This is a genomic window from Acidimicrobiia bacterium (assembly GCA_041676705.1).
In the GTDB taxonomy this organism is placed as follows: Bacteria; Actinomycetota; Acidimicrobiia; order Acidimicrobiales; family SKKL01; genus Actinomarinicola.
This window is the reverse complement of the sequence record JBAYRL010000001.1, coordinates 328571-352558: the sequence shown is the minus strand read 5'-3', so window position 1 is coordinate 352558 and position 23988 is coordinate 328571. Positions and strand designations below refer to the sequence as shown.

The window sequence follows — 23988 nt, the reverse complement described above, 5'->3', positions numbered from 1 at the left end:
TAGCTGCCCCACCCCATAAAATCTGTACCTCAGATACTTAGAAACGACTTAAATAGATGCAGGTGTGGCCGATGAGGGGAGGTATGGGCAAACTAGACCCTCACACCATATTTTTCATTACGCCGATTTATGAGGCTTAGATGCTACGAAATTCAACCGTTGGCACGAAACTGATGGCCGTTATCTTGCCGCCATTGCTAGTTCTAGTGGGGATTACCGCCTACGGAGTGCAAGACCGTTTCGCGGTAGCCCATCGAGCCGAAGACGCCAGCTTTGCGGTTTCTATGCTGTGGGCAGGACGCCAATTGACAAGTGAGCTTCAAATCGAGCGTATGTGGTCGGCGCTTTTGTTAGAAGGTTTGCCGGTATCCAACGAGCTCTCGGAACAACAAGCCATCACCGACCGCAGCTGGACGTTGTATCTAACCTTGGCGGCGCAAGTTACCGACGACGTGGTATATCAACCCATGGTAGAACGCTCGGTTACGGCGTTGCGCGACCTGCAAAGCGTGCGCTCTTCGATTCAAGATTCAAGCCGCGACCTCTTTGGTGCTTTCGACTGGTACGGAAATGCCATCAACCAGATCATCAGCATGGGTACCGGTGCCGTGGGTTCGGTACCTGACGCCCAGGGCTCGCTCGATTTGAGCACCTATGTTTCTTACGCCCTAGCACAAGAAGCCTATGCCAAACGGGCAACCAACCATCTAGCGGCCCAAGGAGCTGGCAGCTTCGACGCCGCCGGCAAAATGTGGCGTTTGGAGCGTTCGGCCAACAATCGTGCCTTCCAACAAGAACAGTTGCTTTACAGTTCAGCCAATCCGGCCCAAACCGAGGCCTACAACGACCTATTGAATTCGGCTGAAGTGCAACGTTCGCTTAGCTATCAAGACGGTATTTTCGAGTTGATCCGACCATCGGTTAACCAAGGCGACGGTACATTAATTGCTGAGCCAGTGCTATTAACCCCTGAAGTAGTGGGCCAAAACGGGCCGGTGGGCCAGACGAGCCCGGTCACGCCGATCGAGTTCATAGAGATCGTGACAACTCAACTGTCAACCTTGGACCAGTTCGGGGCGCAAGTACTTACCAGCGTGGATGAAAGTGTGCATGCAAGTCATGCCAACGCCAAAAACACGGCTTGGAAATTCATCGTTGGAGCACTGGCTGGTCTGGTTATTTCGGCGCTACTGGCGCTGTTGTTAACCAGACGTATAACCCGTCCAATTCGTAAGCTCAACAAGGACGCCCGCGAACTCGCAACTGAACAAGTTCCAGCATTGCTTGAGAAGATGAAATCGCCAGAAGGCCTGCCGGAATCGACTGAACTTAAGCTGCTCTCAAGCGCTCGGCGCGATGAGCTAGGTCAACTTGCCCGCTCATTCGATCGGGTACAGACGGCAGTGCTTGAAGTCGCCGAAGAGCAGTCGGCGTTGTTGCATAAAGGCATTAGCGACATGTTTGTGAACATTGCTCGACGCAACCAATCGCTAATCGATCGTCAAATTGAATTTATCGACCAGCTGGAAACGAAAGAGAAAGATCCCGAGCTCCTAGAATCTCTATACAAACTTGATCATCTAGCTACTCAAATTCGCCGTAACGACGAATCTTTGTTGGTTCTGGCCGGAGTAGAAACCGGACTGCGCAGGTCACGACCGGTAGAACTACGTGATGTGATCCGTATGGCCATGGGTGAAATTGAAGAGTATCCACGGGTGAAGCTAGAGCGGATCGACCCCGTATTAATTATGGGCAACGCGGCCAGCAATGTGGCCCACATTTTGGCCGAACTAATGGAGAACGCAACCACTTTTTCACCACCGGAAAGTCCAGTGGTAATACAGGGGGTGGCGGAGGATGACGGCACGTACACCATTGCCATCACCGACCATGGCATCGGCATGACCCAAGACCAGATCAATCACCTAAACGCACTATTAAAGGAACCGCCTCTGGTAGGGCTTAGTTTGAACCGTGATTTAGGCTTGGCTATTACCGCACGACTGGCAGTTCGCCTTGGTGCGACCGTTGTCTTGTCATCAACGGCTACCGGCGGGGTAGAGGCGGTTATAAAACTACCTAGCTCGATTGTGCCCAAAGCCGATCCTTTGGCCGACCAGGCGTTACCACCTCGTGCATTCCGACCAGCCATAGATGTACCAGCGATTGACCGAACAACCGGCGTTGATTCAACACCAACCGAGCTGACTTCGATAGCCACTGAGCCCACGGTTACAAAAGAGCCACCGAAACGAGCACTGACCCTGGTGACCTCGGCCAAAGACGACACCGATCATTTAGTCGAGAAGCAGGCCGAGAGCGCTCAATACGACCTCACCAAGTTCACCGAAGCCGGTCTCGTACGACGCAAGCCTCTGCCAAAGCGAACCTCAGCGACCGAAACGCCTCCGGCTACGGCGCCCCCGGCTATGGCCACTTCGCCATCAGAAACGAAAACCGACGTGGGCGCTGAATTAGGTAGCGGCCCCGACATTGGCGCTAGGGAAGAACCAGCCGAGGCTGGCGGCGCTAAGCGTTCGCAACGTTCTCCTGAAGAGGTTCGGGAAATGCTTTCACGTTATCGATCGGGACTGCGCCAAGGGCAAAGCGCTGCTGCTACGCCTACCAAACCCACCAACGATGCCGAGGATCCGCAATGAGTGAAATGAGCGCTTCTGCAAACAACGTCAACTGGTTGGTTTCTAACTTCGTAGAACGCGTTCCGGGGGTGCGTGAAGCGGTTGTCGTGTCCTCCGATGGCTTGCCAATTGCAGTTTCCACTGGCATTAGCCGCGATACCGCCGATCGCTACGCCGCAGTCGCTTCGGGTTTCATTGGCTTGGCCCATGGCGCAACGGCGCGTTTCGATGGCGGTGCAGTTAACTCAATTATTGTCGAGATGGAACACGCGTTTTTCTTTGTGACCGGAATTAGCGATGGCTCAGCCCTAGCTGTAGTCGCCTCTGCCAACTGTGATGTGGGCTTGGTCGGCTATGAAATGGCGCTACTGGGGGAGCGCGCTGGGCGCGCCTTGACCCCGCAGCTTCGAGCTGAACTACAAGGAAACCTTCCCTATGGACACACCTGAGAACGACGATGAGGTGAACCGGCCGGAACAAGCGAACGGCTTGGGCCTTCGGATACCCCCTTATACGCTCACCGGCGGTCGAACCGTTTCCAACGTTCATCTCGAGGTTGAAACCATGGTAGTGGCCAGACCAATTGGCATCTCCAGTAGCTTCGAGCTCCAACCCGAACATCACCAAATCATTGAGCTGTGTGCCACCGCGCAATCGGTAGCCGAGATTTCGGCACTCTTAGGTTTGCATTTGGGAGTGGCCAGGGTGTTAACCGGCGATCTCATTGAAAACGGTTATCTGGACATTAACCACGAAACCGTCAATGAGCGGCCTGATTTGCGTCTATTGGAAAGGGTACTCGATGGCCTCCAAACCCTTTGAAACCAATCCAAACGGCACACTTCGGCACCCCAACGATCATGAGCACCAGGCGATAACCGAGCCCGGCGGCCTACCCACGTCGGTAAAAATTGTGGTGGCAGGAGGTTTCGGTGTTGGCAAAACCACTTTCGTAGCATCGATCTCTGAAATTGAGCCTCTGACCACCGAGGCCATTCTCACCGAAGCTAGTGAGGGCATCGACAATCTAGCCGTATCTACCGGCAAGAGCTCGACCACCGTGGCCATGGACTTCGGACGAATTTCGCTGGCTCAAAACCTAATTTTATATCTCTTCGGTACTCCGGGTCAGCCGCGATTCCATTTCATGTGGGATGACCTAGCCCGCGGTGCTATTGGGGCTGTAGTCCTGGTTGACAGTAACCGCCTTGAAGAATCGTTCGCGGCTGTTGACTATTTTGAAGAGCGCGATCTGCCCTTTGTGGTGGCTCACAACGTCTTCCACGATGATGAGAAACACACCTTGGTAGAACTACAAGAGGCCTTAGCAGTTAGCGACACTGTTCCTATGATTGCCTGCGATGCTCGCAGTCGGGAATCAACAAAAGCCGCCTTAATCACCTTGGTTCAACACGCCCTATCAAAAGCAACAGCTTGACCTCAAGATTTGAATTCTCGAGGTCAAGCTGTTTTGTCACTACCAAACGATTAAGCAGATAAGTCTTTAGTCGAAGGTAATTACGCTTCGTGCCACGCTGCCTTGCTTGAGGGCGTCAAAGCCTTCATTAATTTCGTCGAGTTGAATCCGCTGAGAAACCAACTCGTCGAGCTTCAAGCGACCATCCATGTAGAGGTCGATGTAGCGGGGCATATCGATGCGGAAACGGTTGGAACCCATGTTGGAACCCTGAATCTTCTTCTCACCGAGGAAAGAAACACCAGGCAATTCAATATTCTGGCCGACCGGAATCATACCGATAATAGTGGCTGTACCACCGTTGCGAAGCATGTGAAACGCCTGCTCAGCAGCGACCTTTAGCCCAATGGCTTCAAAAGAGTAATGCACGCCACCTTTGGAGAGCTCAAGCACCTGAGCTACCGCGTCGCCGTTGCTGGCGTTCACAAGGTGGGTAGCACCAAATTCACGAGCAAGCTCGAGCTTGTTGTCGAGCATGTCGACCGCAATGATTTGGCTCGCGCCAGCAATGCGGGCACCTTGAATGGCATTTAAGCCAATACCACCAGCGCCAATCACAGCTACCGAAGAACCAGGTTCAACCTTAGCGGTGTTGAAAATAGCGCCCAGACCGGTGGTGACGCCGCAACCGATGAGCGCAGCACGGTCAAGTGGCATATCTTCACGGATCTTTACCAGGCCGTGTTCGTGGATGAGCATCATCTCGGCAAAGGACGACATCTTCAAGAACTGATGGACTGTTTCGCCGTCACGTGACAAACGTGGGTCTTCGCCCGGAGCGCGGTTGGTGGATTCCGCATCTGAGCAAATCGAGAGGTGTCCAGTGAGGCAGTTCTCACAATTACCGCAGTAAACCGAGAGGCAAGTGATTACGTGGTCACCCGGCTTCACGTAGGTGACCTCACTACCCACGGCTTCAACAACACCAGCTGACTCGTGCCCGAGCACGGCCGGTGTCATATATGGATACTTACCTTCCATAAAGTGAAGGTCACTGTGGCAAAGGCCAGCCGCCGCCACCCGAATTAAGACTTCTCTGGGGCCAGGGCTACCGATTTGAATCTCTTCAATATCGAGCTGACCAGGGATACTATTTAGAACTGCTGCGCGCATGGGTTGGATGCTCCCCCTCTGAGTTACATGGCTCGTACATACTGCCACATGTGAGAGCGGTCACACTAGAAAGGGCGCGCTTCGATAAAACCGAGGGCCTCATCTATGAAGGTGAAGTCTTTTGGCGTGCCAAAATGGTCAACGCGGGGCAACAACAAAAAACGAGCATCGGGGAGAGCTTCCACCAGCTCGTCAGCTGGCATTACGAAATCTTGTTCGCCCACCACTACCAGCGCCGGTGCGCTGACCTTGGCTAAATCGTCGCGTGTCAATGCCGGTGACTCGCGACGCATGAATGCTGCGAGGGCCTTGGGATCGTTATCGGGTGTGTTACCTAAGGAATTGAAATGAGCCAAGACCATATTGTCAGGATCGAAATCACCCTCTACAGCCCGGGCAATGGCGTCACCACCTTCTCGGGCAAACACGTTCTTACCAATTCCCGCCAGCACAATGCGACGGAATCGGTCGGGATGAGCACTGGCTAAGGTCAACAGAACCCGGGCACCCATAGAAAATCCGATGGCATCTACTGGTTCGTCGGGGAGCTGCGTCAGTACAGCTTCCTCCAGATTCTCGTAATCGGCTGGATCATGTGATTTGGGGGCGTTGCCGTGTCCCAATAGATCAACCGCAATCACTTCGCGGCCGGCATCATTAATGAGATCGATCCAGCCTGGTTCGCGCCAAGTACGTTCGGCTGAGGTGGCAAATCCATGAATCAGTACAACAGGCGAGTTGGTCATTCGGCAAGCTTAGTGTCGCGACCGCTACGGTGATTCGCTACTGCCAGCAAAGCCATTAATATCACGGCCGAAAAGGTCAACTGATGCACACGTTCAAAGTGTTCTGGCCACATTGATTCCACCGGATAGCGCCAGCGCCATTGCAACAGCACGATGTAGGTGGCAGAGGTTGTCACCATAAGAGCTGGAAGAACACCCAATCCTGGCCACAACTTTGGTTTCCATCGGCCCAAGGCCAACAGCATAAAGAGGCCCAAACCCCACCAAACTGAAACCAAAGCAGTCGCGGTCAAACCGCCGAATATTGCCATGGGCCAAGTAATGGAGCGTTTATGTGATGACCTGACAAATTCGGGCTCAGGCACGACATCAATGCTTGCTTGGGTGGTTACTTGGTCGGTTACTTGGGTGGTAGCCAAGCCACCTGCAGGTCCTAGGCTTCTTTTTCGTCGACGCCAAGAAAATCTGCCGTTTTCACTGCTACCGAAAACTATTAGTCCCACGCACAGCACAACCGCTATACCCGACACTGCAAGGGCCACGTTCACCGCACGTTGCGGCGTCCATCGAATTTCAACCTCGGTCGGAACTGAGTTCGGCTCGATCCACCAGCCCATTCCCCACAGATCATGCTGTTGTGGTTCACCGAGGCTCTCGCCGTTCACGCTGGCGTGCCAACCCTTGTTCCAGCTTTCATCAATTACCAGCCAAACCGGCTCCTCCCATGCTCCCACCGAAACATCGAACGATGAAGACGAGCTCCGGTTCCACTTAACTTCCGGCACAGCTTGGTGCTCTGTTATTGGGGAAACCTCGTTAGCTAAAACCAACTGGTCAATATTGAATCCGCTTTCACGACCTGGGGCAGACCGAATTATGTCTTCAACACCCGTCGTGGAAAACGTTTCTTCACAAAGGTTTACCTGAAATGGCTGCCCAGCCAACGCCTGGGTAGTTTCACCTTGAACCTTTACGCCAATAGGCTGCCCATTTAACGAAACTAAATCGTATCGACAACTCTCGTCTAACTGGGCAGGGTATGTAATTCCATCATGACCCGGTATCTCTATTTCCACCACGCCCACCGGTAATGCAATTTGTTGGCCAGAGTACCAATCGGTGGTGGTACGTTGGCTGACTTCGCTAAAGACAAATTTGAAATCATGCCCAACCAGGGGTCTGTCTAGTTCCAGATCAAAGTTGCTGGTGGCACCGACTGTGCCGGGATCAGCTGGATCCGGTAATTCGATCTCATCTTGATATTGACCGTCCACTTCAATAGCTACCTTGGTAGGAACGCTGTGGTGACCGTCGTTTACAAGAGTGATATTAAAGGTTTCTAGAGTAATTTCATCAGTAGAAACCACTTGTAGCCAGCTATTGGTCGGCTGGCCGAACACTGAGGTCCAAGCAGTGTCGGTATGGCCGTCGAAGGCCGCGGCAGCCCGGCTTTCCAAGCTGCTTGCTAAATGTGCGCTCGAGCGGAACACGAAGCCACCAGCTTCCAAGGTTGGAATTCCAACCAAACGGTCAATTAGTTCTTCAGGGGCCTGTGGCGATAATCGTGCCTCACCAGCCAAGGTCAAATCTATGGGTTCGGTGAACCCTAAGACCCGGCTAATTCGTTCTTCCGGATCGGCTCGAACAACATCCGAAGGATCAACCCACAAGCGATTAAGCACCACCCGAAGGGGATGCGAATATAGTTCAGTATCAAGTGCTGCTATTAGGTCGGTCGGTAGGTGAACTAGTTCTTCAACCACGACACCAGGAATTGTTATTTCGCTGAACCCAACCCGACCCGAACCTGGTTCTGCGGAAAGTACCTGCAGTTCAAATGTTGTGAAATCCTGGCCGTCTAATTCTATCAATTGGCCCTGGCCGCTTAACGATGTTTCATCTAAATCAACCCGTAGTGTGCGAGAGTTATCGAAAGTGAGTTCAACTTGATGGATACGGCGCCAGCCCGGGTTGTTGGTCTCTTGACGTAACCAAATTTGCGACGGAGCTAAAGGCTTATCAAGCTCTATTCCAATAATCGATGGGTCGTTGGTAACGCCGTGCGACATCATCCAAGCGGTATTAAAATCGCCGTCGAAGGCGTTAACGGCACGATACTCGGGGGTCAGCGTTATGGGGTTTCCATAGCCGGTAGCCCAAACATTCTTGGCGCCCCGAAATTCTCCAATTGATAAGGAGCGCTCGGAAGTCGGCTCAACCGGTAACAAGCGGGCATCACTCTCATCGTTCGGAATAGCCGGATTACCTGGTATTTCAATGGCTCCAACGTTGTCTTTGAGTGAGAACCAGTGCTGGCCACGCAGACGGTTCGAGTCGGTAATGATCAGCGTGGTGGTGTTATCCCGAATAGCCTCGTTCAATGTACGTTCACTTGAAGTGACCTCGGCGGCGTAACGGATTGGGCCCTTCATGTCGTCCAGTAATCCCGCGGCGGCGGCTGCCACTACACCGTCGCCCGAACCTGCAATTACAGTTCCACCAAAGCTAGATACGGCGCGAACAGGTTGGGGAGTGTTAACGACCGGGAAAACCGCCACAGCAGGCGGACTTGAAGCCTGCGGATCGAGTGCCAGCTCTAGCTCGTCGATCATCGGCAAGCGTTCGGGGGCACGGTTTGAGTAGCCTTCACCAAAAGTTGAAGGGTTGGCCAGGCCTTTCGGAACGTCACGAAACCATTCCCACACCCGTTGCGGACGCATGGTCCGGTAACGTTCGTATTCCAAATCGCTTCGCAGCACAACCTCGCTAACCCCAAGTAGCCTTGCCACCGGGGCCAAGGCAGCGGGTTGAAATGTGCCGTCTTGGATCGTGCGATCCAAAGCACCCACCAAATCCGCCGCGGCTGGTGATCCAGAAGGAATCAACTCACGCCAAAGACCTGGTCTGTTGGTCAGTCCGGCGAGCACCGGGTCGAGCGTGTGCCCCCAGCGGTAAGAAGCAAAATCGATACCCGGAAGTTCCCAGTAGCGCCCGCTACCAGCATCGAGAGCGGCTGCTGTTTCGTGCCAATATCTGGGTACTTCATTGCCCCGATGAAATCGCTCACCTACTAAACCAGTGATCCAAAAAGAGGGGAACGACACCGCCAGCGCCGCCACCATGGCCCCCGCCACGACACGTTGTACGTTGACGTTATAGGAACGAACCACCACCTTTGACAATGCGTGCAACGCCGCGGTCAATATTCCTGCCAGTCCCAGCAGCAACAGGGGAGTGGCCCGCTGCGTATTTCGCAAGCTCATTACCAACGGCGACAAATCAGCCAGGTTGTAGAAAGCAGCACCATAAGGTGAACGACCACTAGCGTTATAAGCACCTACCGACACCGTTAGGCCCACCACCGTTAACAACACAAAAAAGAGGCGCTCTTTAAACCGCACAAAGGGTGCCACCAAGATGGTCGCTATCGGAGCGAGAAAACTTACCGCCAGGAAGATCAGGTTGGTGGTGTGAAGGGGAGCAATATTATTTAGCCAAGGTCCGTCACGATCGGAGCCGTAGAAAAACCAATAGCCAAGACCCCTCAGGATTTCTGGTGCGGTGGTGGTGGCTGAAGTGACCTCAATAGTTTCGGTCATGGCCAAAATTGGGAGCCCGTAAGCTCCGCCTACCTGATACGCCACCAACCACCACAACTGGGTTACCAACGTCAGCACCCCAGCGCGAGCTACGGCACCAACAGCGTTCCGCCACGATATTTCCGGGGTGGAGGCAACCAACATCGGGGCCCAAAGAACGGCACCCAGAACCACAAAAAAAACTGAGCTGCCATTCAAGGAACCAGCGGTCGTGACCACCAATGCAAATGCTGCGGGCCAACGCCAACCGCCTCGCCGAACCGCTAAGCCCATAAAGGCCACCAGATAGGGGAATGCGCTAAAAGGTAAGAGCAACGCCGATTGACCGGTGACGTGCCCCAACACGTAGGGACTGAAACCATAAAGAACTGCCCCGACCACATTCACCCAACGTTTGGGAAATACCTGGTCAAGCAAATACAAGGCACCGGCGGCGGCCGTGAAGATAATCGATCCGATCCAAAAGCGCTGCGCCACCCAATCGGGGATACCAAGACGTTCGAAGAACCAAAAGAACGGGCCCATGGGCCACAGGTAGCCAATGGTCTGATGGGTAACGCTTCCACCGCCCACACTTTGATCCCACAGCGAAAGAGCGCGCTGCATGAGATCGGCAGGGTTGAGGTAAAGAAACTGCTTAGTGTCGGCCCCAACTTTGTTAGGGGCGGCCACCAGCAACGGTAAGTATGAGAACACCGCCAGTAGCAAATAGCGCTGGGCAGATTCCCACCTAGTTTGAAAGCCGGTCACGATCGTTTGAGCCGGGACACTAAGTTGGCCCGAATTCGCGCCATTGGAGTGTTCTTTTTGGCCAGTGCATCAACACAAAGGGCATCCAATATTGAGGCGGCACAACTGGCCCAGCTGAACTCACTGGCCCAGGCCAAAGCGCCTTCGCCCATCTCTTGGCGCAGTTCATCATCGCTCAGTAGCGCCACAAGATGATCGGTGAATTCTTGATCATCCTCAGCAAGCAAGCCGCTTTGGCCCTCACTTACGGCGTCGGTGTGACCCGATATTCGCGTGGCGACTACAGGGGTACCGCAAGCGGCAGCTTCCGTTAAGGTGAGACCGAACCCTTCACGATGTGACGCCGAAGCCACCACCCAAGCTTGTTGATAATACCGAACCAACTCGGCTGCACTGACTCGACCAGCGAAATGCAACCAATCATCAGCCCCGAGGCGTGAGCGCAGCGCTTCCAGCTCGCCACGTTGTGGGCCGTCTCCCACCACCACCGCGGTAAGCGTTGGCACCAACTTTTTAACCGATGCCAGAATCTTTAATAGATCGGCCACCCCTTTTTGGGGCATCAATCGCGCAACCCCCACTACCAGAGGCGTCTCTGACTTAGTGGCACCAGGAACAAAGTGACCTTCAATGCCAGGTCGAGCCACGGTAATTTGCGAGGCCGGAATTTTATAGCTGCGCGTGATTTCTTCTTGGGTGGACGGTGCCAAGGTGGCTACTTGAGCTCTTCGGTACAACAACGGAACCAGGTAACGTTCGATTAAGTCACCTAGGCGGTCGAGGGGAGGGGTAATGAGGTGGTGCCAAGTCCCAAGGTGAACGTGATGAATTACCGCCACCCGGGGACCACGTGACCAGAGCGGTGCGAAAAGAGGTAACCCATGAAAAACTTCGATCAAGCCGTCTCGTTTACCCATCTTTCCGCGCAAAGAATCAATAGCGGTAGCGAAAAACACACCGAAGCGGCCACCGCGTCGCACAACACGTACGCCATTACGTTCACTCTCGTGCGGAGCACCAGGCACGGCCCCAGTGTGATGAACGACTTTTAGGCCAGCCGCCACCAAATGTGCCGAAATTTGGGCAGCATGTTCTTCCGAACCACCAGCCTCCGGGTCATCCAAGTCGCGCCAGGTGACCAGATGAACGTGCTTAATGCCAGCACTTTCAGCACGTTTCGCCATGGCACTATGCAAAATATGGGAACTATCGCTCAAAGGTGAAGACCTATTTTCTAAGAACACGATTTCCGAAGCACATGTTTTGGCCTTTGCGGCCGAAGTGGTATTCCCGTACTATACGCGGCTATGACACGGGGCTTTAGCCACCGAGGTGAAAGGATACCGGAGGCTGAATGACACCGTTAGATCAACCAACCCGACAGTACGAACGCTCCCTTGTAATACCCATGTACAACGAGGTTCAACGAATTGGTTCTTCGTTGAAAACAATCGCCGCTTCGAACCTGGCTGCCCCCAACTGTGAAATAATTCTGGTCGATGACGGCAGCCAAGACGGTTCAGCCGATTTAGCAGAAAAGATTGCTGCCAATCTGGGGCTAGTCCATCTGCGTGTTCTTCGTCTCGCTATAAATCGAGGTAAAGGGGCCGCCACCAAAGCTGGCATGCTGGCCGCCACCGGGCTTTATCGGGCCTTTGCCGACGCTGACCTTTCGGTAGGCGTCGACGACATTGAAGAATGTTTCCGCCGATTAGAAACCGGTGAAGCTGACGTTGTTTATGCTAGCCGTGCCCACGTTGACAGCGAGATTGGTAATTCACAACCAGGTTTCCGGGTGCTAAGTGGTCGCACCTTTAATTTCATTTTGCGACGTTTGGCTTTAACCGATGAGCTCGACACCCAATGTGGGCTCAAAGGATTTAGTGCGGAAGCCGCTGACTTGCTGTTCTCCACCTTGACCACGCATGGTTTTGCCTTTGATGTTGAACTTCTCGCGCTGGCCGGGCGCGCCAATTTGCGGGTGAAGGCCATGCCGATCCATTGGTCTCACGTTGAAGCCAGTCGAGTCCGAGCAATACGAGACGGGGCAAACATGTTTCGCGACGTTCTCGCCCTGCGTCGAGCCTTAGGGGCCAAACCGGCAGAACCGGTTGCTTCGGCGGGCCAGATGGGTATTGAGAAGTTCGAAATAATGGAACGCCTCGAAGACCAACATTGGTGGTTCCGTGCCAAACGTGTGTTAGTGAGCGAGCAAATAAGGCGTTTTTACCACGGCCAGGGCCACGGTCTAGACGTTGGCTGTGGAACTGGGGGAGTGCTGAAAGTTCTTGAACAACAACTCACCTCGGTGACCGGTGCCGAATATGACCCGTTCGCGGCCGTGGTCGCTAACAACCGCACTCGGGTCACAACAGCCATTGTGCAATCACGAGCCGAAGCCCTGCCCTTTAGCGACGGTTCATACCAAGTATTGACCAGCCTCGATGTGATTGAACACCTGGATGATGACATAGAAGCCTTAACAGAATATCGTCGGGTTCTGGCTAATGAAGGCGTGCTAATTATTGCGGTTCCGGCATATCAATGGGCTTGGAGCCGTCACGATGAGGCTTTAGGACATCGACGGCGTTATACCCAAAAAAGTCTTCGCAAAGCAGTAGAGGCAGCCGGTTTCGAGGTACGCCGAGTCACCTATTTTCACAGTTGGTTAGCTCCGATAGCAGCCGTGCTGCGTTTAACACCGTTGCGATTTGTGCTTCGGGGAAATGAAGAAGAAGTTAGCTATGTGAACCCAGCGATAAATAAGCTTCTTTACTTTGTCGCTTCGATAGAGCGCCAGCTCATGCGATACACAAATTTGCCCTTTGGCTTATCGGTGCTCTTAATTGCTAGCAAACCAACCGAGCAGCAATAGCGATTAAATCTAATTCTTACTTAATAGTTCTTCTATTTCTGGCAATATAGTATCGACTATCCACCGCGCTCCTTGCGGTGAAAAATGCACCCCATCTGGCCGAGGGTCGGCAACATCGCCAAATTCGTCTAAGTAGACACCCCCGGGGCAGACCAACGCATCCAGATCATACAAAGTCAGGCTCGGGAATTGGGTGGCCAATTCTGTTAACACCAGTCGCTGCGGAGCGCGGCGCTCTGGTTGGAAGACAGCTTGTTCGGCTACCTCGCGCGGATGGACGCATGGCATGTTGAACCAGAGAATCGGCGCGCCACCAGCCGTCAAAACTTCCACGGCTTCGGCATAGTCACGTCGCATCAGGTCGAGGTAATAGGGGTCGTCGGGCGTCACGTAGTCGTTCCGCCCTGCAAATCGTCGACGCTTGGAATCCCATGGACCCGCGTGCACCACCACCAAATCCGGAGCAAAGTCACGCACATAAGCGGCGAAATCGGTGGCCCATCGCACACAGCCCTCAGGCATTTCACCACGATCGCGCAGTTCACCCTCTCGGATTAAGGCACATCCGGGACGGGCAACATTCCAAACAGCGGCCCGCGAGCTTTCTTCAGCCCATTCTGTAAAACCCCACCCCAATGACTGAGCAATAGAATCACCCACAATCATAATTCGCCAGGTGCCAACCTGGGTTCGGATACCAGTGGAGAGCTGTTTGGCCACTGCGTCCAAGCCTTCAATCAAGGCAGCGTCGTGCAGAGGATAAGCCTTCATCACCCGTTCAGGGGGATAACCCTCGGGTGGAGGTTCCAACTGGCGGGCAAGGTCGACTATTTGGTCGTCGAAATGTTGTGCCAAGGCAGCTATCTGGGCCCGATGATAATCGAGTTCGAGCATCGAAGTAGGGGGCACCAACACCGCTTCTGTAGCTTCTGGGGACTCTAGCGTCGGCGGATGGGTGACCCAGGTAACTTTCACCGAGGGTGGCAACCAAGCGCGCATTGCACCCAGGTATTCAATGTCTTGTCCAAAGGGATCATTGGGACCGATCAATATCACCAGGTTTTCCGCCCCACGGCTGCCTTGCAACCAACGCCATGCCACCCCTAAGCAAGATGACCGTGCATTAGCAGAACATGATCTATCCGACAGGTTGCGAATCTCCAGGGTTTTATCGCTGTCAGGTTGTTCCGACAGCTGAGTGCTTAACTGCGCTGCTAACTCGCCACCCCATATCGCCATCGTCGGCGGACCAGCGGTCGCTACAGGGACCACTGGTGTTGACTCATCGAAACGAAGTAGTGGTGCCGGTGCAGCTTGGGTGACCAGCACGGCACCCACACCTAACAAGGCCATGGGCATTGGAATTATGCTTCGCTGCCACCAGGTTGTGAATGGCACTTGCCGTAGAGGGCGCTCCACGAAACGGAACGAGAGGTCGGCCAGTAATACGCTAAGCGACAAGCGCAGCATAAATAGTGGCCAGCCCTCGAGGCCCACTCGCAGGGGGCTTAACCACAGAAACACTGGCCAGTGATAGAGATACAAGCCATAGGATCGAAGACCCAACCAGCGCAACGGCCACCAAGCCATGGCACGAGCCAGCATTCCGGTGCCCAAGAGTGACCACACCAACACCGCCGAGGTGGCGCCAACCGCTACCAATCCACCCCGATATAGCCAGCGAGACTCTAATGCCGTAGCCATAACCAAGTAGGTCAGAAAACCAGCCGCAACAACGCCTGCGACCCGGGAAACTTGTGCTAGGACACCTTTAATGGCTGGCGACAGCGAACGTTGAAGATAAAAATGCCGATACAAGAGCGCTAGAATTGACCCGCTTAATAACTCGGTGGCTCGAGTATCAGTACCAAAATAAATGCGATCATCGGTAGCACCGGCTAAGCCCAATGTCGCCGCCATCGAAATCAGCCATAACGATACAACTAGAATTGTAATCGACGCGATCCGCCGCGTGGTCAGTTTAGTGACAGCCCAAATCAACGCTGGGAATATCACATAAAATTGGCCTTCAATAGCCAAAGACCAAAAATGAATTAGCGGCGAAGGTGCTCCAAAGATGTCGCCATAGCCAATATCTTGGATTATGTAGCGCCAGTTCGACATATAGGTGAGAGCCGCCCAAACATCACCCGCAAGATGTCGTTGCTGGCTATCGGTGGCCACGCTCAGGCCAAACACCACCGCCAGGGCCACGCCCACGAAAGCTGCGGGCAACAGCCTGCGAGCCCTCCGCGCCGCGAAGGCTCCATAACGCACAGTTCCGCTCTGGCTAATTTCAACTAGTAGCAGCGAAGTGATCAGATATCCCGAGAGCGTGAAAAAAACCGAAACGCCTAGATATCCGCCCTTTGCCCAGCCAAATTCTTGGTGATAGGCCAACACGGCAAAGGTGGCCACGCCACGCAGACCATCGAGAGCTGGAAAGTGTTGGCTTAACTGGGGCTTGGTCATGTTGTTCGGTACGGTGAGGGCCCCATTAACTTGGCCATGTTAGCTTGGGGTCTCTGTACGTTAGCCGTCGAACCAGAAGATTGATGATTCCAAAAGAACTTCGAAAAATCACGGCTGTGAGCGTAGCAATTTCGGTGCTCGTGTTCGCTTGGATTTTAACGGCTGGCCGTTTTGATGTCTTCGCCTGGCAGTTCCGAGCCGCCGATTTTTATGACGCGCAAGCCCACAGCTGGCTACGAGGCTCCTGGGCCATTGAACCAGGTGTTTTAGGCATTGAAGCCTTCGAGGTAAACGGTGCTGAATACACCTACTTTGGGGTTTTCCCGGTGCTATTGCGCCTGCCAGTGGCATTTTTCACCAATCGCCTCGACGGGCGGTTAACACAAATATCAATGTTGACGGCTTACATAATAATTTTAGTCACGCTCGCTCAGGCGAGCTGGTTAATTAGATGTTCATTACAACCGCGTACCGAACCTGAACGAGCCAAGCGCCTTAACAGCAGATACCTAGAAGAATCTATATCTTCGAGAGACAGAATTATCGCATTTTTGGTGCCTCTAGTTGGGGGTTTGAGTAGCACTTTATTGTATCTATCGAGTCGAGCTTGGGTGTATCACGAAGCAATTCTATGGGGGGTGGCATTGGCCCTCATATCACTCGTCGCCCTATTTCACTACTTGGGGAACAGCCGCTCGTCTTGGCTGGTGCTGGCCGGTGTTGCCGCCATTGGCTCGTTACACTCACGACCATCGGTAGGTCTCGGACCTCTCGTGGCGCTCGCACTTTTGGGTGGCTTGTCGTTGTGGCAAATAACGGCCACAAAAACTAATCGGAAATGGTGGTTAATAAGTATCCCGGCACCTAGACGCACCGCCGGCATCACCGCAGCCACTGGGGCCGCAGCGCTTATTAGCTATGCCTTCGTAAACGTTATGCGCTTCGGGGAGCTGTTTCGGTTACCTCTTGAGCTTCAGACCTACGCTTTGCAAAGCAGCGAACGCCAGGCGGTCCTCGCCGCCAACGGAGGAAGTTTCTTCGGTCTCCAGTTCCTGCCCACCACCTTGTTTGCCTATCTTCGACCCGACGGACTGAGCCTTTCACGGGTTTTTCCCTTTATCGGTTTCGCGCCTGATATTCGTGTCTTTGGGCAGGTCAGCTTCGACACCCTCGACCCGGTTGCCAGTCTGAGTGCGGCTATGCCCCTGTTATTGGTTGGTGCGGCGGCAGGCACGTTCTGGGTCTTACAGGCCTTCTGGAAACGCCAGGAGTTAGGCCGCTTCACAATTCCACTTCTCGGAGCCGCCGCAGGGGCTGGCACCACGTTGGTTTTTGGCTATATTGCAGCGCGTTACCAAGGCGATACTATGCCATTCCTGTTGTTGGCATCACTGGTGGCCGTACACCAATTTAGCCAGGTCACCGACACGATAACCTCGGTGGGTCTGCAACGAGCCATCTTGAGTGTGGCGGCCATGCTGGCTCTGTGGGGAGTCGCCACCAACGCCGCGCTAGCCATTGGCTATCAACAACAGGTGGCACCCGATGTTCGGCCTGAACTGCGTGGCAGATTGTTGGCATCACAACTGAATGTGGCCCGCTGGCTTCCCGGGGCCAGAAAACCTCATGTAGAACGCGGCGAAACATTACCCGCCCAACCGTCTTCCTCACCCACGGTCTTTGTGCTCGGTCAATGCCAAGCTGTCTATTTCGGGCCCGACGCTAATGGTCGTTGGAGCGGTGTTGAACGAACTCGCAGTGCCGGTTTCTACCAGCTTGAAGTCGTTTGGAACGACATTGCGCCTGGCGTAATACAACCAATTCTGGCTAACCATCAAAGTGACACCGGCCTCAACGCGCTGGTGGTTCGCGACGAAACAAATGGTCAAGTTCGTGTGGGCTACCTATGGAGTGATGAGACCGGCACTCACCACGAAGACTGGGGAAAGCCCTTCAGCCTAAATCGCCATCAAACCATTGATATGAAGCTGGTTTTTGACCCGAACAACGTCGAAATCAGCGTGGAGATCGATGGACGGTTACGCTTCGAAGGATTTCGCTTCTACCCAACACCGGGCGAAGAAATCGGTATCAGTTTCGCTGGCGGTCAAATCACGCCCGAGTTCTTAGGTTCCATCACGCTTCAAGCTCAACCTGAACTGAAGCTTTGCCCACGACTTTAGGGCTAAAACACAATTCAGCTCGACCCGAGCACCATGTCAGCCAAGCTTCTAGGGAACAAACCGTTGATTCAGCGGGGCGAATAGAAAGTTGTTGATGTAATCAGCGTGAAGCACCTCTTCGCCAAAGGCCAACTGGTCGCGCTCCACTCGAAAGGTGTTGAGTGGCTGCCACCGACCTTGTTTCAAATACCAACCCTCATAACCAAGACCAGCCAACGTTTCAAAGAGCTCAGTCACCGGATGATCTAAATGGCGTTGTTCAGCCTCCAGCATCAACCTCGGCTGGCCCTGTTCAATCACGCCGGTGGCACCGTCAATAACTTCGGCTTCGTGCCCTTCCACATCGATCTTCATAAAGGCCACCGGACCTAGATCGAAAGAGTCGAGTCGCAACACCTCGACTTCGTGGTGTACGAAATTCGAAACATCAACTCCCTTAGGATTAAGCGACGCCAAGGCATTCGAACCGTGTCTTGTGGAAGGTAGATAGAGCGGCAACACGCCTGGCGCATTCGACAATGCACACTCGTGCACCTGAACATTGCTTGGCACAACTCGCCGCAGGTAAGCAGCTAAATTAGGTTGTGGTTCGAACGTGTGGACCTGTTTCGACCAGCGAGCCAATTCACGGGTCCATGGGCCCAGCCAACCACCGATATCAACCACGGTGCGCCCGGCAGGGACGAATGTGCGTAATTTGGCTAACTCGGGCTCTTGGCGTCGATACAACCAAGGCGAAATTCGAAACACCACCGGATCAGGCAGCGCGTTGACCAAGGCTGCTTTGATCGAAGCGGCGTTAACCATCAGCCCTTTCTCCGCGGGATGATAGGAGCGTCACGGCCTGTACCTAAGTTTTTGCGGCCTTCCACCACTGGAGACTTGGCCACCTCGTGATAATCCTCCTCGACATTCACTTCCCACACGTCATGGTTAGTGCCATCGATAATGTTGGCCACGGTAAACATAGCAGTCAGCATCGAGTGGTCTTGGTTGTTGTAGCGATGCATACCGTTTCGACCAACCGGATGCACCTGAGGTGTGTTGGCATCAAGCCACTTGCGAAGCACGTTTACGTTGTTTTCATAAAACTCGTCGTAAACCGGATAGGCCTTTGGCATACGAACCACGTAACCCATCTCAACTTTGCCTTCATCCACCAGACCCAGCTTGGCCAGCTCACGCTTACCTAGCTCAATTAGATCGTCATCAGCGCTGGCCCAAAGTTCGTCATCTTCAAACACGAAATATTCGAGACCAAGACAAGTCCGTCCGTCTTTGACCATGTAAGGCGACCAGGAACCAAAGTTCTGAATACGACCAACTTTGACCTCGGGGGAGTGGATATAAATCCAGTTATCAGGAAAGGCGTATTCCTCAGGAACGACTAGAGCCACCGTTAGGAAATCGCGGAAATGCAGGTCGTTGGCAGCTTCCAAGACATCGGTTGGAATGGGCGGATCCATGGCTCGCAACAGCGAAGGCATCGGCATGGTGGAAATTACATGATCGGCCGGATAGGTATGTTCTTTACCATCGGCATCAACGGCCACAACCGCTTTTACCTGGCCGTCTTCATGAATCACCTTGCGGGCCTTGGTGTTCATGACCACTTCCGACCCGGCCGCCTCGACCTTGTCGCGACAGACCTCCCACATCATGCCCGGGCCAAATTTAGGATATTGGAACTCTTCGATTAGCGAAGTAATGTCAGTCTGGTTTCGGCTTGGCAGAATTGCGTTAATAACGGCATTGAAAAGCGACAGATTCTTGATTCGCTGCGCCGCCCAATCAGCCGAGATTTCGGTAGCGGGAACTCCCCAAACTTTTTCGTTGTAAGTCTTGAAAAAATGCTCGTAGAGACGACGACCAAACCGTGCGGAAATCCAACCTTCTAGATTGGATTGATCTTTCGGAGGCTTAACCCGTGCCACGCCGTAGGAAAGTACGCATCGGATAGCCTCAATAATGCCTAGATTACCTAAGGCATTAAGTGGTTTTAACGGATAATCATAATATTTGCCTTCATAAAATATCCGACTCATGCGAGGCCTCAACAAGAAATCCTCATCGGGCAAAATCTCATGCCAAAGGTCTTCGACTGGCTGGACCTTGGTAAAAAATCGGTGGCCACCAATATCAAATCGCCAGCCGTTGCGTTCAACAGTTCGGCTTATGCCACCAACCTGGTCGGTTCCTTCCAAAACCGTGCAGGTGACACCGCGGCGAGCAAGCTCGAAAGCAGCCGTCAGGCCAGCAGGCCCGGCACCAATTACCACAATCTGCGGCGCGTTATCAGGCGTCGTAGTTTCCGGTTCGGTCATTTACAGTTTCTCCACGGGGGTATTAAAGGCGCTAGCGTATCCGCTTCGTAGCACCATTTTTAATAGCAGCGAGGCAGTCAGCACCAAACGCGTATCTTCGTGAAGCCTGCACACTTTTATCAAACAATAGACGACGATGGACCCCACTAGCACGCAGCCTCAAAACACACCGCCCGTCAAGGCCTTAAGCCGAACCGAAAGCACCCTGATTGCACTAGCAATCGTGGTGGGTATTGGGCTCCGCTTTTATACCCGTTCCGCACTATGGCTTGATGAAGCCTTAAGCGTGAACATTGCGGCCGTGCCCATGGGTGATATTCCCGCGGCCTTGCGCCACGACGGCCATCCTCCCCTCTACTACTTTTTGCTGCACATCTGGATGAGCATCTTTGGAGAAGGCGACAATGTGGTACGGGCCCTCTCAGGGTTCATCTCCTTGGCCACATTGCCAGTGGTTTTCTTTATTACTAAAGCTAAACGCGGCCTTGCCACGGCCACTTTGGCCACCATGGCGTTGGCCCTTTTGCCTTATATGCTTCGATACTCAACCGAAGCCCGCATGTATTCATTAATAGTTTTCTTGGTGGCTCTTGGCTGGCTGTTCATTCTGCGCTTGATCGACCGGGCCAACCTGGCCAATGCCATTGGCTTGTCGCTAATTACAGCGGCGTTGCTTTATACCCATTATTGGTCCATCTGGCTATTAGCTACCGTTGGTTTGGGTGCCTTGTGGTTGGCGTGGAAGTCGATCGATCCGCAGCTGCGCCGAAGTGCTCGTTATGCCATAGCAGCATTGGTGGCAGGTGGTGTGCTGTTTTTACCGTGGTTACCATCTTTGGTGGATCAGCTGGCCCACACCGGAACGCCCTGGGGGACTAGACAGCGTCCCACGGCCACGTTAGCCATCACCCTGACCGATTTAGTAGGCGGGAATCTAGTGACCGAGGGCCTGTTCTCGGCGTTGGTGGTAGTGATCTTGCTACTGCTGTCGTTGACCGCTCACCCCGATGGCTCCAGTGGAATTGTCGTCCGTCTCGCCACGGTGGCAGGTATTCGCATCGAATTTGTGGTCGCTGCCGCTGCATTGGCGCTAGGGATGCTTATTACTTTCGCTACCGGAGGTGCCTACGCCAGCCGATATGCGGCCTTTATAGTGCCTGTTGTGGCGGTCGCATTGGCTTATGGACTCGTTGCATTTCCTGGCGGTTTACCTCGAACGCTGGCACTGTTCGTAACGGTGGTCGCCCTTGGCACTACCAGTGTGTTAGGAGTCGACGATCAGCGTACCCAGGCCCGCCAAGCAGCCAGCATCATCAATGATCAGGCCACTCCAAATGATGTTGTTCTGGTCTGCCCCGACCAGCTTGGTCCCGCTCTCACGCGCCAACTAAACCCTGGCCCCACGGTCTTGGCTTATCCAACTTTGGATTCACCAGAACGAATTGACTGGCGTGACTATGCCACTCGTAACCAAGCTGCCAACCCCGTCACTATCGTTGAAGAGCTGCAACAACAGGCCGGAGACCATGCAATTTGGTTAGTTTGGATGGGTGGCTACACCACTTTCGATGAGCAATGTGAAACTGTAAGGGCCCAGCTCATGGCCACTAGAGCCATCCAACCGTTGCTGGTACCAGCCCCGGAAGAGTTCTTCGAACCGATGGCACTAGATCGGTTCTTAGCTCCCTAAGGCTGTCTCTTTGGCCCAACGGTAATCGGCTTTACCTGCCGGTGAGCGAGGAATCTCACTATGACGAATGATGGCCTTGGGCAGTTTGTAGCGAGCGATGTAGCGAGCAGCAGTATCACGCAAATCATCATCGCTAACCGAGGCCTCTGGCCTTAGCGACACAATGGCTACTACCTCTTGGCCCCAGCGCGGTGACGACCGACCAACCACGATGGCATCAGTAACTTGAGGGTGTCGTTTGAGAGCATCTTCGACCTCTTCGGCGAAGATTTTTTCGCCACCTGAGTTAATAGTGGCCGAATCTCGACCATGCAGCTCGATGCTGCCGTCGGCCAAGTGGCGTGCTCGATCGCCAGGTACGGAATAACGCACACCTTCGATCACTGGAAAAGTAGCTGCCGTTTTGTCGGGGTCGCCCAAGTAGCCACGTGGAATACGTCCGCTTTGCGCCAACCATCCAATCTCATCGCCACCGGCCTCAAGCACTCGGGTTAAGTCGTCACTTAACACCACTGAGGTTTCTGAGGGCACAAACTTCCCAGTCGCAATAGCATCACCGGCCTTGGAGGAACGCGTTCCCATGCGTCCACTTTCAGATGATCCGAGTACGTCGACGATCGTGACGTCTGGTAAGTGGTCGACAAAGCGCTGTGCCAAATCAGGCCCTAACGCCGCGCCGCCAGTTAAAATGAACCGTAGAGAGCCAAGGTTGTAGTTGTTACGGTCGAGCTCATCGACGAGGGGACGGGCAAACGCGTCACCCACAATCAGCAATGACGACACATTTTCGTTTTCTATGGTTTGCCAAATATCAGTGGCATCTAAACGTGTCGTTTCGCTTTGGATAACCACGGTTCCACCCGCCACCCAGGCACTAATGGCGTTCCAGTGCGCCGCGCCGTGCATGAAAGGTGCTGAGGGAAGCGCACGTAGGCTTTGTCGTCGAGCGCGTTCCACAATGGGCTCTAACGATTCGTACTCGGTGCCGTTCTTGTGCCGAATACCAAGCGCCGCCACCAGGAAGTCGGCTTGGCGCCAACAAACACCTTTAGGCATTCCAGTGGTGCCACCCGTGTACAACAGATACAGATCGTCACCGCTCCAAGATTCAACCAACTGGGGCGACAATTCGTCGGACACTGCAGCTAAGAATGCTTCGTAGTCTATGGAGCCTGGCAGGGGAGCGTGGCCTGTTCCGTCGGCCACCCGCACTAGAAGCGAAACGCCTTCAAGCTCGGGCAGAACCTCGGCCAAGGTTGGAGTAAACGCCTCGTGATAAACAATGGCCCGGGCTTGGGCATCGTTTAGGAGATATTTAAGCTCTTCGGCCACATACTTATAGTTCAAGTTGATGGCCGCAGCCCCAGCCTTCATGGTGCCGAGCATCGCTTCTAGATACTCAACTCCATTGTGCAGATACAACGCCACGTGATCGTGGGGCGATTCCCAACCTTCCAGACTTGCCAGCGACCCCTGTCGACGGCCAAGGCCCGCCTGGTTTAGAGCATTTGCGAATCGGCGGGTACGGCTGGTGACCTCGGCCCAGCTCAAGTGTCGCCCAGCATGCACAATGCAGTCACGCTCGGGAATCACCTGGGCGATTGCCTCATGAATCTGGGCGAGGTTGAGTTCCAAAGAACTAATCTTTCGCAATCTCTTCAATGGTCAGCGAGTTCATTTTGTCGCCGATCTCAATGGACAGCGCAACGTCCATCCCTTCCACAACTTTGCCGAAGTAGTTGTAGGCCTTGTCGAGACGACCTTTAAGGTTATCGATGCAAATGAAGAACTGGGAACCATTGGTATTCGGACCAGCATTAGCCATGGCGACGGCACCCAGGTGGTAGTCACCTTTCACGGGTTCGTCTTCAAATTTGTAGCCGGGTCCACCGCGACCCGAACCCTCTGGACAGCCACCTTGGATAACAAAGCCTGGGACCACCCGATGGAAGGTGAGGCCATCGTAATAGCCATCTCGGGCCAGAGAGATAAAGTTGTTAACAGTTTTTGGGGCCAACTCTGGGTCAAGGTCGAGAAGCATGTCGCCGCGATCGGTAGCAATGGTTACGCGGTACAAGGTGTTGGTGTCAATAGTCATGGGAGGATAAGAAGCCATC

At 53.8% G+C, this 23988-nt stretch carries 16 protein-coding genes; 7 read left to right on the top strand and 9 right to left on the bottom strand.

The window, feature by feature from the left end:
* Positions 1–140 precede the first annotated feature (140 nt).
* Genes WC184_01765 through WC184_01750 form a run of 4 tightly spaced genes read left to right on the top strand, consistent with a single transcriptional unit; the run spans position 141 to position 4080 of the window.
* A complete protein-coding gene (locus WC184_01765; protein ID MFA7476605.1) occupies positions 141–2663 on the top strand; it encodes a nitrate- and nitrite sensing domain-containing protein in 2523 nt (840 codons plus the stop codon).
* Positions 2660–3091 (top strand): roadblock/LC7 domain-containing protein, encoded by a 432-nt coding sequence (locus tag WC184_01760; GenBank protein MFA7476604.1) that lies wholly within the window; start codon positions 2660–2662, stop codon positions 3089–3091. Before WC184_01765 ends, WC184_01760 begins: the two co-directional genes overlap by 4 nt.
* Positions 3078–3464, top strand: a complete 387-nt coding sequence (locus WC184_01755) for a DUF742 domain-containing protein (GenBank protein MFA7476603.1) — start codon at positions 3078–3080, stop codon at positions 3462–3464. Before WC184_01760 ends, WC184_01755 begins: the two co-directional genes overlap by 14 nt.
* Positions 3445–4080 (top strand): ATP/GTP-binding protein, encoded by a 636-nt coding sequence (locus WC184_01750; protein ID MFA7476602.1) that lies wholly within the window; start codon positions 3445–3447, stop codon positions 4078–4080. The genes WC184_01755 and WC184_01750 overlap by 20 nt, the downstream gene beginning before the upstream one ends.
* A gap of 66 nt (positions 4081–4146) precedes the next feature.
* Here the strand turns inward: WC184_01750 and WC184_01745 are convergent, their stop codons facing one another.
* The 4 genes from WC184_01745 to WC184_01730 form a co-directional block, all read right to left on the bottom strand.
* Positions 4147–5232, bottom strand: coding sequence for a Zn-dependent alcohol dehydrogenase (locus WC184_01745; GenBank protein ID MFA7476601.1), 1086 nt, complete (start codon positions 5230–5232; stop codon positions 4147–4149).
* Positions 5233–5297: 65 nt separating this feature from the next.
* Positions 5298–5978: an alpha/beta hydrolase gene (locus tag WC184_01740; protein ID MFA7476600.1), complete on the bottom strand. Its 681-nt coding sequence runs from the start codon at positions 5976–5978 to the stop codon at positions 5298–5300.
* Entirely contained in the window at positions 5975–10327 is a 4353-nt protein-coding gene (locus WC184_01735; GenBank protein MFA7476599.1) for an alpha-(1->3)-arabinofuranosyltransferase family protein, read from the bottom strand. Before WC184_01735 ends, WC184_01740 begins: the two co-directional genes overlap by 4 nt.
* The gene (locus WC184_01730; protein ID MFA7476598.1) at positions 10324–11544 is read right to left on the bottom strand and encodes a glycosyltransferase family 4 protein; all 1221 of its coding nucleotides are present in this window, start codon (positions 11542–11544) and stop codon (positions 10324–10326) included. The genes WC184_01735 and WC184_01730 overlap by 4 nt, the downstream gene beginning before the upstream one ends.
* Positions 11545–11681: 137 nt before the next feature.
* Here WC184_01730 and WC184_01725 point away from each other — a divergent pair, with 137 nt between their 5' ends.
* Positions 11682–13202 (top strand): glycosyltransferase, encoded by a 1521-nt coding sequence (locus WC184_01725; protein ID MFA7476597.1) that lies wholly within the window; start codon positions 11682–11684, stop codon positions 13200–13202.
* Positions 13203–13211: 9 nt separating this feature from the next.
* On the opposite strand, the gene WC184_01720 is transcribed toward WC184_01725, so the two are convergent.
* Positions 13212–15674, bottom strand: coding sequence for an acyltransferase family protein (locus WC184_01720; GenBank protein ID MFA7476596.1), 2463 nt, complete (start codon positions 15672–15674; stop codon positions 13212–13214).
* Between the two features lie 116 nt (positions 15675–15790).
* Between WC184_01720 and WC184_01715 the strand changes: the two genes are divergently transcribed.
* Positions 15791–17857, top strand: coding sequence for a hypothetical protein (locus WC184_01715; protein ID MFA7476595.1), 2067 nt, complete (start codon positions 15791–15793; stop codon positions 17855–17857).
* A gap of 48 nt (positions 17858–17905) precedes the next feature.
* Here WC184_01715 and WC184_01710 read toward each other — a convergent pair whose 3' ends face one another.
* Both WC184_01710 and WC184_01705 read right to left on the bottom strand, forming a co-directional pair.
* On the bottom strand, positions 17906–18664 hold the full coding sequence (locus WC184_01710) for an FkbM family methyltransferase (GenBank protein MFA7476594.1): 759 nt from the start codon (positions 18662–18664) through the stop codon (positions 17906–17908).
* Positions 18664–20181, bottom strand: a complete 1518-nt coding sequence (locus WC184_01705; protein MFA7476593.1) for an NAD(P)/FAD-dependent oxidoreductase — start codon at positions 20179–20181, stop codon at positions 18664–18666. Before WC184_01705 ends, WC184_01710 begins: the two co-directional genes overlap by 1 nt.
* Before the next feature lie 136 nt (positions 20182–20317).
* On the opposite strand from WC184_01705, the gene WC184_01700 reads away from it, so the two are divergent.
* Positions 20318–21871: a glycosyltransferase family 39 protein gene (locus tag WC184_01700; protein MFA7476592.1), complete on the top strand. Its 1554-nt coding sequence runs from the start codon at positions 20318–20320 to the stop codon at positions 21869–21871.
* Here the strand turns inward: WC184_01700 and WC184_01695 are convergent.
* Together WC184_01695 and WC184_01690 are read right to left on the bottom strand one after the other, a co-directional pair.
* Positions 21860–23506, bottom strand: a complete 1647-nt coding sequence (locus WC184_01695; protein ID MFA7476591.1) for an acyl-CoA synthetase — start codon at positions 23504–23506, stop codon at positions 21860–21862. The two genes, WC184_01700 and WC184_01695, sit on opposite strands and share 12 nt — an antisense overlap.
* A 4-nt stretch (positions 23507–23510) precedes the next feature.
* Positions 23511–23987 carry a peptidylprolyl isomerase gene (locus WC184_01690; GenBank protein MFA7476590.1) on the bottom strand — a complete coding sequence of 159 codons (477 nt, stop codon included), beginning with the start codon at positions 23985–23987 and terminating at the stop codon, positions 23511–23513.
* Between the last annotated feature and the right edge of the window lies 1 nt (position 23988).